This window comes from Corynebacterium sp. HMSC08A12 (assembly GCF_001807485.1).
GTDB lineage: Bacteria > Actinomycetota > Actinomycetes > Mycobacteriales > Mycobacteriaceae > Corynebacterium > Corynebacterium evansiae.
On record NZ_KV789183.1, the window covers coordinates 58,728 to 71,988 of the forward strand.

The following is a 13,261-nucleotide window of genomic DNA, read 5'->3' on the forward strand; positions in this document are numbered from 1 at the left end:
GACTAGCGGGGGTGAGTACTCAATCCCGCTGGCAAGAACTCGCTGACCAGGTGCGCCACCACCGGCAGCTCTACTACTACGGCGAACCGGAGATCTCGGATGCGGACTTCGACGCCCTGCTGCAGGAGCTCAAAGACCTAGAGCGGGCCCACCCGGAAATCGTCACCGGCTCTTCCCCCACCGAGGAAGTCGCCCCCGCTCCGCCCACCAGCAGTCCGTTCCGCAATGTTGACCACCGCGAGCCGATGCTCAGCCTGGACAACGTCTTTGATACCGAGCAACTCGCCGGCTGGCTGGACCGCACCCCCGCGAAGACATATCTGACGGAGTTGAAGATCGACGGGGCGTCAATAAACCTCCTTTACATCGACGGCCAGCTGGAACTCGCGCTGACCCGCGGCGACGGTACGACGGGCGAGGACATCACCCACAACGCGCGGACCCTCGACGACATCCCGGATACCCTCCACGGCACCGACGAATTCCCCGTACCGGCTCTGGTGGAAATCCGTGGCGAGGTGTTCATCGACGTCGAGGACTTCGCCGCCATGAACGCCCAGCGCCAGGCTGAGGGGCTGAAGATGTTCGCCAACCCTCGCAACGCCGCCGCGGGCGCGATGCGGCAGAAGAATTCCGCGGACACGGCCAAGCGCCCGCTGAAGCTGATCTGCCACGGTATCGGCGCGCGCGAGGGCTTCTCCCCCGCGTCCCAGCACGATGCGTACCGCGCGATTGCCGCGTGGGGGCTGCCGGTTAGCCCGTACACCAAGCAAGTTCACTCTGCTAAGGAGGTCCAGCAGCAGGTCGAGTACTGGGGAAACCACCGCCACGACGCGGCGCACGAGATGGACGGGCTGGTCGTCAAGGTCGATTCCTTGGAAGAGCAGCTGGAGCTGGGCCACACCAGCCGTGCCCCACGCTGGGCGATCGCCTACAAGTACCCGCCGGAGGAGGCGATGACCACGCTGCACAACATCCGCGTCGGCATCGGCCGGACGGGTCGCGCCACGCCATATGCCGTCATGGAGCCGAAGTACGTCGCGGGCTCCACGGTCTCGATGGCCACCCTGCACAACCCGACGGAGGCGCACCGCAAGGGCGTGATGCTGGGCGATACGATCACCATCCGCAAGGCCGGCGAGGTCATCCCGGAGGTGCTGGGCCCGGTTGAGGACAAGCGCACGGGTGCGGAGCGGCCTTTCCTGTTCTCGACGTTCTGCCCCGAGTGCGGCACCCGTTTGGCTCCTTCGAAGGTTGGTGACGCCGACTGGCGTTGCCCCAACACGCAATACTGTCCTGGCCAGTTGCATACCCGGTTGACGTACCTGGCTTCCCGCAAGGCTTTTGATATCGACGCCTTGGGGGAAAAGGGCGCTTATGATCTGATCCATTCCGGTGTACTGGCCGACGAGTCGGAGCTATTCGACTTGAGCGCCGAGGATCTGGAAAAGACCAGTTCCTATGCGACGAAGGCCGGGAAACTGAATAAGTCCGGTGAGACTTTGCTGGAGAAGCTGCAGACTGCGAAGGAGGCGGACCTGTGGCGGGTGCTGGTGGCTCTGTCCATCCGGCACGTGGGGCCGACTGCGGCGAAGGCTTTGGCGAAGCATTTCGAGTCCGTGGAGGACATCGCCTCGGCCTCAGTCGAGGAGATGGCCGGCATCGACGGTGTAGCAGAGACGATCGCGGAGTCGATCTCGGATTGGTTCGCGGTGGATTGGCACCGCCGGATCGTGGACCGCTGGGCGGCGGCTGGCGTGCGGATGCGTCAGGAGGCCGGGGAAGCTTCCGGCGAGGCGGATGGCGTGGATTCCGCGCTATTGGAGGGCCTAACTATCGTGGTTACCGGATCGCTGGAGGACTTCGACCGCACGGCTGCGAAGGAGGCTATCGAGGCTCGCGGCGGCAAGGCAGCGGGCAGCGTGTCGAAGAAGACGGACTTCCTGGTGGCGGGCGAAAAGGCTGGTTCCAAGCTGAAGAAGGCCGAGGACCTGGGTGTGCCGGTGCTGGACGAGGCAGGCTTTAAGGAGCTGCTGGAAAACGGCGCAAACCGAACGGCGCAAGACTGAACTGAGTAGAGAGGCAGGAACGAATGACTGAAACTACAGCTCTTTCTCTCCCGGAGATCGGGCTCGGCACATACAAGCTGCAGGGCCAGGCTGGCGCGGACTCCGTGTCCGCGGGCATCCGTGCGGGTTACCGTCTGATCGACACGGCCTACAACTACGAAAACGAGGGCGCGGTGGGCGCGGGCGTCCGCGCTGCAACTGGTGCCACCGCGCCCGGAGCCGCAGCAACCGGAACCGCGGACGCGCCTGACCTGGCGGATCCTGCCAGCGCGATCCGCCGCGACGAGGTGCTCGTCACATCCAAGTTGCCCGGCCGCTATCAGCGCCACGACGACGCTGTCGCCTCCGTCGAGGAATCCCTCTTTCGCCTAGGCCTGGACCGCATCGACCTGCACCTCATCCACTGGCCGAACCCCAAACAGGGCCACTACGTCGAAGCCTTCGAAACTCTACTGGAGCTGCGCGAACGCGGGCTGATCCGCCACGTGGGCGTGTGCAACTTCCTGCCCGAGCACTTGGAGGCCGTCCACGCCGCCACCGGCGAGTACCCGGTGGTCAACCAGATCGAGCTGCACCCGCACTTTCCACAGGCCGAGGCCGTCGCGGCACACCGGGAGCTCGGCATCGTGACGCAGGCCTGGTCGCCGCTGTTGCGCGGCGCGGTTCTGGAGGAGCCGGTCATTGCCGAGATTGCTGACGCCCACTCCGCAACCCCCGGGCAGGTCGTCCTAGCGTGGCACCGCGGCCGCGGGGTACTGGCGATCCCGAAGGCTGCCTCGGAGGAGCGGCAGCGCGAAAACCTGGACTCGCTGAACGTCACGCTGAGCGAGGCGGAGATCGAGGCGATCACCGCGCTGGGGCGCCCGGACGGGCGCCGGAAGAACCAGGACCCGGCGGTCTACGAGGAGTTTTAGCGCGAAATCAGTTGCGCCAGAGCAGGGCCGCCGCGTGGCGCGCCCGAGCTGCCGCCACGGAGGCCTGCGCGGCGGTGCGCTTGCCCTCGGGAACCACGATGTCCACCAGCCCCGGCAGTTCGTCGGCGGGCAGGGTCCACTGCTGCCACTGGCGCAGCACGGCGCGGGCGATGTCGCCCGCGGCGGCCTCCACGTCGGCCCCGCTGACGTCCTCGGCAGGGGCGCCGGCACTCTCCGCGCCGGCTGGCCCCGGATGCGCAGCAGCGTGCCCTCGGGCGCCGGGAGTCTCCCCGCCCACCGACGGCGCCGCCTGGGGTACCGCCCAACCAATCCCCTGGCCGCGTCCGATCATCCCGCCGACCAGGTCTTTACCGCTGGTTGTCTGCAACTGATCCGCGAGCACCACGATGCGGTGGAAGCCGGGCGCGTGCGAGAGGGCGTCGTCGATAAAAGACCCCGTGTCCAGCACCACCGGGCGCGCGACCTGCTGCTGGAAGCGCTGCCACACCCCGTAGATGAACTCGCGGTCGACGGCGGGGATGGTATCGAAGCGGGTGGCGCCGGGTAGGCCACCCATGACCTCGCGGACGCGCGGCTCGTGAAGTGCGATGACGACCTCGCAGCCGAGCGCCGCTGACAGCGCACCGGCGATCTGCTCCACGCCGAAACCCAGGTGCAGGGCGCAGTCCTTAAACGCCGGGCGGTCGCGCAGCACGGGGTGGCCGCGGAACTCCACCTCCGCACCAAAGGTCCACGGGCCGGTGACGTGCAGCATCAGCCGCTCGACCTTGCCCGTCAGCAGCTCCTCGGCGGCATCCGTGGCCTCGCGTACCCAGCCGTCCATGCGCCGGGATTCCAGGCTCGGGTGGGCAGTCAGCTCCCACCCGCGGGGATTAGCGCGGATCGGCAGCTGCGCGAAGCTGGCCGTCAGCGCAGTGAGATCTCCCGCCCGCCCGCAGCGGGGAAACGACATAACCGGCGGCACGCCTGTGTCCTCGTCCACGTCGCACGTGCGGGTCAGCGCGGACTGCATCGCGGCGCGCACCTCCGCATGGTCCGTGACGGTGCTCTCCCACCAGCCCAGGCGCCCGATCGGCTCCGACTGCTCGGTGTTGTCTGCCATCGCCGCGCTACGCCTCTGCCGGCGTTGCGCGCTCACCCGCGCTGCCAGCGGCTCCGGCGTTCGCAGCGCTATCCCGCGGCGCAGGCTCATCCGCGTCGTTCCGCGGCGCAGACTCACCCGCGTCGTTCCACGGCGCGGTGGCGCGGATGGTGCCGCTGCCCAGCAGGATGTCGCCTTCGGCGTCCGGCTGGTAGACCACAGCGGCCTGACCGCGCGCCACGCCCTGCAACGGCTCGTGCAGGTCTAGCTCCAGGCGCCACGGGCTCTCGCCCTCCTTCTTGACGCGCCCCGCCGGCGTGGTCCCCTCCGGGTCGTCCACTAGCCGCGCGGTGGCGGGCACTACCCCGCCGTGGGCGCGCACCTGCACCTCACACTCGAATTCGCGGCCGTGCACGGAAGGGTCCAGGCGCTTCAGTCGATCGGCCGTGATCCCACCGACCCGTAGATCGTCGCGCTGGCCGATGGTCACGGTGCCCGTGGCGGCGTCAATATCCGTCACATAGCGCGGCTTGCCGTCCAGACCCTCGCGCGGCAGCCCCAGCCCCTTGCGCTGGCCGATGGTGAAGCCGTACACGCCGTCGTGTTCAGCCACGGTCGAGCCGTCCTGGTCCTTCATGAGCCCCGGCCGCAGACCGATCTTCTTCCCAAGAAATGCCTGCGTCTGCCCGTCGGGGATGAAGCAGATGTCGTGGGAATCCGGCTTGGAGGCCACACCAAAACCGCGGTCCTTCGCCTCCTCGCGGATCTCCGGCTTAACTGTGTCGCCGACCGGGAACATGCAGTGCGCCAGCTGCTCGTCGGTAAGCACGCCCAGAACGTAGGACTGGTCCTTGTTGGCGTCTACGCCGCGGCGCATCACACCGTCGTGCAGGCGGGCGTAGTGGCCGGTCACCACCGCGTCGAATCCCAGCGCGATGGAACGGTCCAGCAGCGCCTCAAACTTGATCTTCTCGTTGCAGCGCAGGCACGGGTTCGGGGTCTCGCCGATGGCGTAGGAATTCACGAAATCGTCGATCACGTCGGCCTTAAAGCGGTCGGAGAAGTCCCACACGTAGAAAGGAATCCCCAGCTTGTCGGCCACGCGGCGTGCGTCCGCGGAGTCCTCCAGGGAGCAGCACCCGCGCGAACCCGCCCGCACGGCCTCGGGAGACTGGGATAGCGCCAGGTGTACGCCGATCACTTCGTGCCCGGCCTCGAGCGCTCGGGAGGCCGCCACGGCGGAATCCACACCGCCACTCATTGCTGCTACTACTCGCATGTTTGGCACCCTACTCGCGTACCGGCCTTTTAGGCCATTCCGGCAGCGCGGGCCTGCTCGACCACACGCGGCAGGATGCCCGCCAGGTAATCGACCTGGTCGTCGGTGATGTCCGCCCCCAGAGTTATCCGCAGCGCTCCCCTTGCCACGTCCACTGGCACGCCCATGGCAGTCAGCACGTGGCTGGCACGGTTCACCCCGGCGCTGCAGGCGGAGCCCGTCGATGCGTCCACCCCGGCGGCGTCCAAAAGCATGATCAGTGAGTCACCCTCCGCGCCGGGGAAGCTCATGTGCAGGTGCCCGGGCAGCGCGCCGACCTCGGGAGTCCAAATCCGCACGCCGTCGATGCCCTGCGCCGCCGCCCGTAGCCTCTCGCGCGCCACGCGCATTCTGGCGGTTGCTTGTTCTAGTTCTTTAATTGATGACGCCAGCGCCGCCGCACATCCCACCGCACCCTGCACGTTCACTGTGCCGGAGCGGAGCTTTCGCTCCTGGCCGCCTCCGCGCACGGGGCTTAAGATGTCCGCGTCCCGGCGGGCGAGCATCAGGCCCGTGTTCTTCGGGCCGCCGAACTTGTGGGCGCTGGCGGCCAGCGTGGTGGCGCCGAGGGCGTGGAAGTCGACGGGGATGTGGCCGACAGCTTGCACCGCGTCGGTGTGGAAGGGTACGCCGTTGTCGCGGGCGAAGCTGGCGAGACTCTCCAACGGCTGGATTGCGCCGGTTTCGTTGTTGGCCCACATGCAGGTCAGCAGTGCGAGGTCGCTGGGCGCGCCCGCGCTATCTTCTAGACCGGCAATCCAGTCTTCGGCGCGGATGCGGCCGGCGGCGTCCACAGGAAGGACCACACGGTCAAAGCCCAGATCGAGCGGCCCGGCCGTGAGCCAGTCGACGGACTCGACCACGGCGGGGTGTTCGATGTCGGAGCTGGCGATCACGTGTGCGCCACGGTGAGCCTTCGAACCAAACGCGAGCCCCTGGATGGCGATGTTGTCGGCCTCCGTGCCGGAGCCGGTGAAGATCACCTCTGCTGCATCCGCACCGAGGAGTTCGGCGATCTGTTCGCGGGCGTCCTCGAGGCTGCGGCGGGCATCGCGACCTGTCTTGTACTGGCCAGCAGGGTTTAGCAGCCCTGCAGCACGCTCCATCGCCTCCTGCGCTTCGGGCCGCAGGGCCTGGGACGCCGCGTTGTCCACGTACAGGCGCCCCCGCGCGCTCGCTGCACTACCTCCCGCGGCACCAGCTCCCGCGCCGCTAGTTCCCGCACCGTCGGTTTCTGCGCTGTTGGTCTTGTTCACGCCCCTACCCTACTTCTTGGGCACCGCACACCGCTCACGGGACCGTTGCCTCTTGATACTATTGAGGTAGCCAGAGTCGATAGCTACAAGAGCGATAACAATGGGTCTTGTCCTTGCAGTTCCTGGCCTGCTCATCGCGATCATCTATTTGCTTCGGAAGAACAATAAGGGCAAGGACACGGACAGGGACACAGACAAGGACACAGCCGGATCGAAAGATCCCGGATCTAACACTTCTAACAAGCCCACTGAGATCTAACAGATCTAACAGAATCTAGCAAAGCTCCACTATGCTGTGAAGCATGACCAACTCGGCACGCCAGTCCGCTGTACCCGGCCAGCGAAACCCCTTCCGCCCCAGCTTCGGCACGTCGCCGTACTACCTGGCGGGCAGGGCCGAGCTACTGCAGGATTTCGAGCTCAGTCTCGCCGAAGGTCCCGGCTCCCCGCACCGCACGATCTTAGCCAGCGGTCTACGTGGCGTGGGCAAAACGGTGCTGCTTAACGAGATCGAGGACAAAGCCCGCGCCCAGGGTTGGATCGTCCTGCGCGCCTACCCCAATAGCGACATGATCTCCGAGCTGGTCGAAACAACGATCCCCACCGCCATCACTAGCATCGAGCAGCCACCGGAGCGCAAGCTTTCCGGGGCCTCCATCACCGGCGTGGGCAGCTTCCGCACGGAAGCGCACTCGCGGGCCGAAGAACTCCGTAGCGTACCGACGCTCATCACCCGCCTGCGCGAACTCTCCGACGCAATCACCGGCACTGGCATCCTCATCACCCTCGACGAGCTGCAATCCGCCGACCTCGACCAGCTCCACCGCCTGGCCACAGCGGTCCAGGACCTCATGCGCGACGAGCGCGACATCGCCTTCGTCTGCGCAGGTCTGCCCCACGGCGTGGACACGCTACTGCAGCACGAGGGCACCACGTTCCTCCGCCGCGCCTTCCGCGTAGACCTCCACGCTGTGCCGACTGAGGAAGTCTCGAAGACCCTCGCCATCACCGCCGCGGATTCTGGCCGCCCTTTTACTGATGACGCCCTAGTCCGCGCCACCGACATTTGCCGCGGATACCCATACCTCATCCAAGTGGTTGGCGCACTGTCCTGGGCGGCTGCCGGGATCGACAGTTCGAACACCATCGAAGCCACACACGTGGAGACGGCCTCCCAGCGGGCTATCGACCGCATGACTAGCCACGTCCACCGGCCCGCACTCAGCCGCCTGCCGGAGGGCGAAATGAACTTCCTCCGCGCGATGGCTGCGATTAGTGCCGACGAAGGGGCGTCCGAACCAGAACCGGTGAGTGCAGCAGCACCGGCAACGAGAGATGTCAAGACTGGCGACATCGCCGCCCGCCTGGGCGTGGAGCCGAGAGGCCTGTCCACCTGGCGAAGCCGCCTGATTACCCGCGATCTGATCGAGTCAGCGGGATTCGGTCGCGTGCGATTCACGCTGCCGTACATGGAGGACTACATCCGACAGCAGGACGCATAGCGCCGAACAGGGCATAGGAAAAACCGGCGCCCTCCCGCCTGCGAAAAGCTAAGCGAAAGGGCGCCGGCTGTTAAAGCCTAGGGCGAAGAACTACTTGCGGTTCTTCAGCTCCTCGGTAGCCTGCGGAGCAACCTTGAACAGGTCGCCGACAACACCGAAGTCTGCGATCTCGAAGATGGAAGCCTCTTCGTCCTTGTTCACAGCAACGATGGTCTTGGAGGTCTGCATACCAGCCTTGTGCTGGATAGCGCCGGAGATGCCCAGTGCGATGTACAGGTTCGGGGAGACCGTAACACCGGTCTGACCAACCTGGAACTTGCCCGGGTAGTAGTCGGCGTCCACAGCCGCACGGGAAGCACCAACAGCGGCACCCATGACGTCGGCCAGCGGCTCGACAACGTCGGTGAAGCCCTCGGAGCCACCCACGCCACGGCCACCGGAGACCACGATGTTGGCCTCGGTCAGGTCCGGACGGTCGCCAGCCTCAGCCGGAGCGAAGGAGGTGATGGTGACGGCGGTCGGGCCAGCACCCGGCAGCTCAACCTGCTGGACGTTGCCAGCGGCAGCCTGCGGCTCCGGATCCAGGGAGCCCGGAGCCAGGGTGAAGACCGGGGATGCGCCAGCGGCGGAAGCGGTAACGGTGTAAGCGCCACCGAAGATGCTGATCTCAGCGGACTTCTCGGCGGTGATGCTGCTGGTGTTGTACAGAACACCGGAAGCAACGCGAGCGCCTACGCGGCCTGCAACCTCGTTGCCGGTTGCGGTAGCGGAGACGATAACCGGAACCTGCAGCTGAGCTGCCAGGCCGGACAGTGCGTCGACCTCCGGGGTAACCAGCAGGGACTCTGCCTGGTCGGACTCTGCGGCGTAGATGGTCTCTGCGCCAGCCTCGGCCAGTGCGCCCTGCAGCTTCTCGGTGGTGCCGGGAGCGCCAACAACGACGGCGCCGACGGTGCCGAACACACGTGCAGCGGTGATCAGCTCGACGGTGGAGTTCTTCAGCTGACCCTCACCGTGCTCAACCAGTACTAGTACGTTGGTCATGTCCTTAAATCCCTACTTCCCTTAAACCAGCTTTTCCTTGACCAGGAACTCGACCAGCTGCTTGCCGCCCTCGCCCTCGTCGTTGACGATCTCACCAGCCGACTTCGGCGGCTTCGGGGTGGAAGCGGAAACGGAGGTGGTGGCGTTTGCCAGGCCAACGTTTGCAGCGTCCACGCCGATCTCTTCCAGAGACAGCTCTTCGATGGTCTTCTTCTTGGCAGCCATGATGCCCTTGAAGGCAGCGAAGCGCGGGGTGTTGGACTTCTCAGTCACAGACACGATGGCCGGGGTCGGAGCCTCCAGGCCGAACACGCCCTCTTCGGTAACGCGCTTACCGGTGACCTTGCCGCCCTCAACGCTCAGCTCTTCCATGTGAGTCAGAGCCGGGATCTGGCGGTACTCAGCCAGCAGGCCCGGGATGGAGCCAGCGCCACCGTCGGTGGAGGCGTTACCGGCGATAATCAGCTCGATGTCCTCGATCTGGTTCAGAGCGTTGGACAGGGTCCATGCCGTGCCCAGTGCGTCGGAGCCAGCCAGGTTCTCGTCGACAACCAGCTTGGCCTCGTCGCAGCCCAGGGACAGTGCCTTACGCAGCGCCTCGGTTGCGCGCTCCGGGCCGACGGACAGAACGATGACGTTGCGGGAGCTGTCTGCTTCCTTCAGCTGCAGTGCAGCCTCAACAGCGTTTTCGTTAATTTCGTCCAGGACAGCGTCTGCGCTGTCGCGGTCGAGGGTGAAGTCATCGTCGGTGAGCTTGCGCTCGGAGTAGGTGTCCGGCACCTGCTTAACCAGAACAACGATGTTCGACATTCGTTGACCTTCCTGCTTGGGTATTGTGATTTGGCACCATAGTACCTACCACCAGGTGACCACCGCCACAAATTTCTTATATTGTTTTAGAACTACCCCCGCGAGCTGCGGCGAGCCCTACAGATAAAGGCCACAGCCTTGGCAGCGCCGCCCTCGCCGATGCGCGTAACCACGACGGAGTAAGCAGTATCAGCCGCTCCGGCACCGCTTGCGCCACCGTTTCCGCCTGCGTTGCCCTTCTTCAGCTTCCACTTCTTTCGCAGCTCGTCGGGGTCAACGTCCACGCCGCGCACGAGGATTTCCACGCTCTTCGCACCCAGTCCCACTAGCGCGGGCCGCGCCTTCTTCAGCGGCACTTCTTCGACAACCTCAAAGCCTCGCACGCCCGCGGGCAGCTCGTCGCCGGTTAGGTACGCGATGTGGGGGTCCAGCTGCCACAGCCCATGCCGCGCCGCGTATTGGCGCACCAGCCCGGCGCGCACGATGGCACCATCGGGGTCCACGATGTAGCGCCCTACCCCGCCCACGCGGTCGGTCTCGGGCTCGTCGCTTGTCACTGTTTCTTTAACTGATGACGCCCCCATCACCACCGCCCGGCGCCCCCGCCCGAGGATCGCGGGTGAATACAGGCACGTCTCCTTTACTCCTCCGTCGACGGAAACGACCTCCACGTGGCCGTCGAACTCGGAGTAGTCGATACCCGGCGCGCATTTGACCACCAGTTTGTCGTAGCAGTCCATAAGTTCCGGCAGTGGCGGCTGCAGGTCGTCCAGCTTGGTGATGCGCCCCGAGGAGTTCCGGCGTGCGGGGTCCGCCACCACCACGCCGGATTTCAGTGCGCCGGATTTCAGGTCACCGGCGAACGCGGGTCGCAGCGCATCCATCCGCACGACCGGAACTTCCGGCACATTGAAGCGAGCCATCCGCAGGCGCTGGTGGTCCAGGTCCCCGCCCAGTGCCCGCAGCCCTGCATTGGCCAGCGCGTGCAGCTCGGTGCCGATGCTGCAGGTGACATCCACGGCAGCCTCCACCCCGGCGGCCTTCAACACCTCCGCGCGCCACGCGGCGACCACTGGCGGGGTGGCCTGCTGGACGGATTCGCTATCCATCAGCCAATTCTCCAGCAGCTTGCCTGCCCGGCGGGCCTGTACCAGTTCCACCAGGGCACGAGCGTGCTCGCCGTGTGCCTTTCGCAGGTGAGAAAGGTCCTGCACGAGAGATTTCTTGGTCAGCTGGTACGTGGTGGCGTCATTAATAAGGGGCGAGCCAGCGGCGCAATCGGCGAGCAGAAAATCCAGCTCGGCGGCAGAAAAGGCCATCTTTGCGCGCTACTGCTCGTAGGAGTGGGGACGAATGGCGAAAGGGTTCTCCGGCATCTCGGCGGGGTCTACGACGAACTTCATGCCCGGCGCGAACTGGCGGGCAGGTGCGCCATACATCTGCTGCTCCATCAGGTAGTACTCGGCCATGTACGGCTCGTCGACGGGCTCCTCGAGCACCGGGTCGACGGAAAGGCTGGAGGAGAACTCCAGAACCTCCTCGATTGTGCGGAAGGTATCCAGCAACTTCAGCTGCGCCCATGTCGGCGGCATCAGGGAGATCTTGCGAGAGCGCCAGCCGTCCAGCAGCGTGGACGGACGGAACCAGCCCGTCGAGGTAGCCTCCGGGGTATCGGCCCGGGTCTCCTGCCCTTCCGGCATGGCGGCCACGAAGAAGGCCGTGTCGTAGCGGATCGGCTGCTCCACCGGAGTGACCCAGTTAGCCCAGGGGCGCAGCAGGTCGGAGCGCAAGACCAGGTTGTTGTTGCTCATGAAGTCGGAGAAGCTCAGCTGGTGGTTCTCCAGCAGCTTGCGTTCCTCCTGGTAGGGCGTGGTGTCCACCACCGGGGAGCCATCGCGGTGGGTGGCCAGCAGCGTGCCGCACTCCTCGAAGGTCTCGCGCACCGCGGCGCAGACCAGGGCGCGGGCCATGGATTCTGGTTTCTGCAGGCGCTTGGCCCACCACTTGACCTCTGCGCCCTGCCAATTGATGGCCGGCGACATGTGGCCATCGCCGTCGACGTCTCCCGGCATGTCTCGGGAATCCACCCCGCCACCTGGGAAAACCGTCATCTCCGCGCAGAACTTCATGGTCGAGGCACGCTCCTGGACGTACACCTCGATCCCCGACAACGTGTCGCGCAACAGAATCACCGTTGACGCGTGACGTGGCTGCACTGGGCCTAAACGGTTTTCCTTCATGGATCAGAGTCTACCGATCTTCCTAGCGGCGGTCGCTGTCTTCACCGGGCTCCACTGGCTCCACCGGCCCCACCGGAACGGTGGCTACCCCGGCGCTGGCGGCTGCGGCGGGCGAACCAGCGGCCGTCTTCGTGCTTAACCTCGATCGGCTGGTGGAAGGTGCGGGTGAGGTTCTCGCTGGTCATTACGTCTTCCAGGATGCCCTGGGCAACAACCTCGCCCTCGTCCAGCAGCAGGGCGTGGGTGAACCCCGGCGGGATCTCCTCTACGTGGTGGGTAATCATCACGATCGCCGGCGAGTCCGCATCCGCCGCCAGGTCCGACAGCAGCGCCACCAGGTCCTCGCGGCTGCCGAGGTCCAGGCCGGCGCCCGGCTCGTCCAGCAGTAGCAGCTCGGGGTCGTTCATCAGGGCGCGGGCGATAAGCACGCGCTTGCGCTCACCTTCGCTTAGGGTCCTCCAGGTCTGCTCGGCCAGGTGGTAGGCGCCGACGCTTTCCAGGATCTCAATGGCGCGCTCGTAGTCCAGCTCGTCGTAATCCTCGCGCCAGCGGCCCAGCACGTCATAGCCGGCGGAAATCACGATGTCCGCGACCTTCTCATCCCCCGGCACGCGCTGCGCCAGCGCCGAGGAGCTCATGCCGATGGCGGTGCGCAGCTCGCGCAGGTCCACCTTGCCCACTTGCTCGCCGATGAGCTTCACGGTGCCAGTGGTCGGGAACATCTGCGCGGATGCCAGGCGCATCAGGGTGGTCTTGCCCGCCCCGTTGGGGCCGACGATGATCCAGCGTTCGTCCAGCTCCACCTGCCAATCCATCGGCGCCAGGATGGCTCGTCCGTCGCGCACGACGGAGACGTTGCGCATGTTTACGATCAGGTCGTCCTCGTCAACCTGCGCGGTGGCCGGGGTGGAAATCAAGTTCGTCACGTTCTCGCTCACTCCCCCATGGTGCCTCAAGATCCGCGCGAAGTGTGCCAACAACATAGGCTTGCTGTGTAAGCACCAAC

At 65.7% G+C, this 13,261-nt stretch carries 11 protein-coding genes; 3 read left to right on the plus strand and 8 right to left on the minus strand.

The annotated features are described in order from the left end of the window. Positions 1 to 11 precede the first annotated feature (11 nt). Complete coding sequence (gene ligA, locus HMPREF3166_RS06455) at positions 12 to 2,069, plus strand: NAD-dependent DNA ligase LigA (protein ID WP_070488286.1); 2,058 nt, start codon at positions 12 to 14, stop codon at positions 2,067 to 2,069. Between the two features lie 23 nt (positions 2,070 to 2,092). Beyond that, complete coding sequence (locus tag HMPREF3166_RS06460; RefSeq protein ID WP_070488288.1) at positions 2,093 to 2,983, plus strand: aldo/keto reductase; 891 nt, start codon at positions 2,093 to 2,095, stop codon at positions 2,981 to 2,983. A 7-nt stretch (positions 2,984 to 2,990) separates the two neighbouring features. Here the strand turns inward: HMPREF3166_RS06460 and HMPREF3166_RS06465 are convergent, their stop codons facing one another. The 3 genes from HMPREF3166_RS06465 to HMPREF3166_RS06475 are packed head-to-tail and all read right to left on the minus strand — an operon-like array spanning position 2,991 to position 6,659. After that, positions 2,991 to 4,106 (minus strand): uroporphyrinogen decarboxylase/cobalamine-independent methonine synthase family protein, encoded by a 1,116-nt coding sequence (locus HMPREF3166_RS06465; RefSeq protein WP_083293833.1) that lies wholly within the window; start codon positions 4,104 to 4,106, stop codon positions 2,991 to 2,993. A gap of 7 nt (positions 4,107 to 4,113) precedes the next feature. Next, a complete protein-coding gene (gene mnmA / locus HMPREF3166_RS06470) occupies positions 4,114 to 5,364 on the minus strand; it encodes a tRNA 2-thiouridine(34) synthase MnmA (RefSeq protein WP_070488289.1) in 1,251 nt (416 codons plus the stop codon). Between the two features lie 29 nt (positions 5,365 to 5,393). After that, positions 5,394 to 6,659 (minus strand): cysteine desulfurase family protein, encoded by a 1,266-nt coding sequence (locus tag HMPREF3166_RS06475; RefSeq protein WP_371327263.1) that lies wholly within the window; start codon positions 6,657 to 6,659, stop codon positions 5,394 to 5,396. A 302-nt stretch (positions 6,660 to 6,961) separates the two neighbouring features. Here HMPREF3166_RS06475 and HMPREF3166_RS06480 point away from each other — a divergent pair, with 302 nt between their 5' ends. Beyond that, positions 6,962 to 8,161 (plus strand): ATP-binding protein, encoded by a 1,200-nt coding sequence (locus HMPREF3166_RS06480; protein ID WP_049049860.1) that lies wholly within the window; start codon positions 6,962 to 6,964, stop codon positions 8,159 to 8,161. A gap of 90 nt (positions 8,162 to 8,251) precedes the next feature. Here the strand turns inward: HMPREF3166_RS06480 and HMPREF3166_RS06485 are convergent, their stop codons facing one another. The 5 genes from HMPREF3166_RS06485 to HMPREF3166_RS06505 form a co-directional block, all read right to left on the minus strand. Beyond that, the gene (locus HMPREF3166_RS06485; protein ID WP_035012055.1) at positions 8,252 to 9,205 is read right to left on the minus strand and encodes an electron transfer flavoprotein subunit alpha/FixB family protein; all 954 of its coding nucleotides are present in this window, start codon (positions 9,203 to 9,205) and stop codon (positions 8,252 to 8,254) included. A 21-nt stretch (positions 9,206 to 9,226) separates the two neighbouring features. Then, positions 9,227 to 10,015 (minus strand): electron transfer flavoprotein subunit beta/FixA family protein, encoded by a 789-nt coding sequence (locus tag HMPREF3166_RS06490; protein ID WP_034985575.1) that lies wholly within the window; start codon positions 10,013 to 10,015, stop codon positions 9,227 to 9,229. A gap of 92 nt (positions 10,016 to 10,107) precedes the next feature. Next, positions 10,108 to 11,334 carry a THUMP-like domain-containing protein gene (locus HMPREF3166_RS06495; protein ID WP_070488291.1) on the minus strand — a complete coding sequence of 409 codons (1,227 nt, stop codon included), beginning with the start codon at positions 11,332 to 11,334 and terminating at the stop codon, positions 10,108 to 10,110. A gap of 9 nt (positions 11,335 to 11,343) precedes the next feature. Next, entirely contained in the window at positions 11,344 to 12,255 is a 912-nt protein-coding gene (locus tag HMPREF3166_RS06500) for an NUDIX hydrolase (protein WP_070488292.1), read from the minus strand. A gap of 41 nt (positions 12,256 to 12,296) precedes the next feature. Further along, positions 12,297 to 13,238 (minus strand): ABC transporter ATP-binding protein, encoded by a 942-nt coding sequence (locus HMPREF3166_RS06505; RefSeq protein WP_141741141.1) that lies wholly within the window; start codon positions 13,236 to 13,238, stop codon positions 12,297 to 12,299. Positions 13,239 to 13,261: the final 23 nt, after the last annotated feature.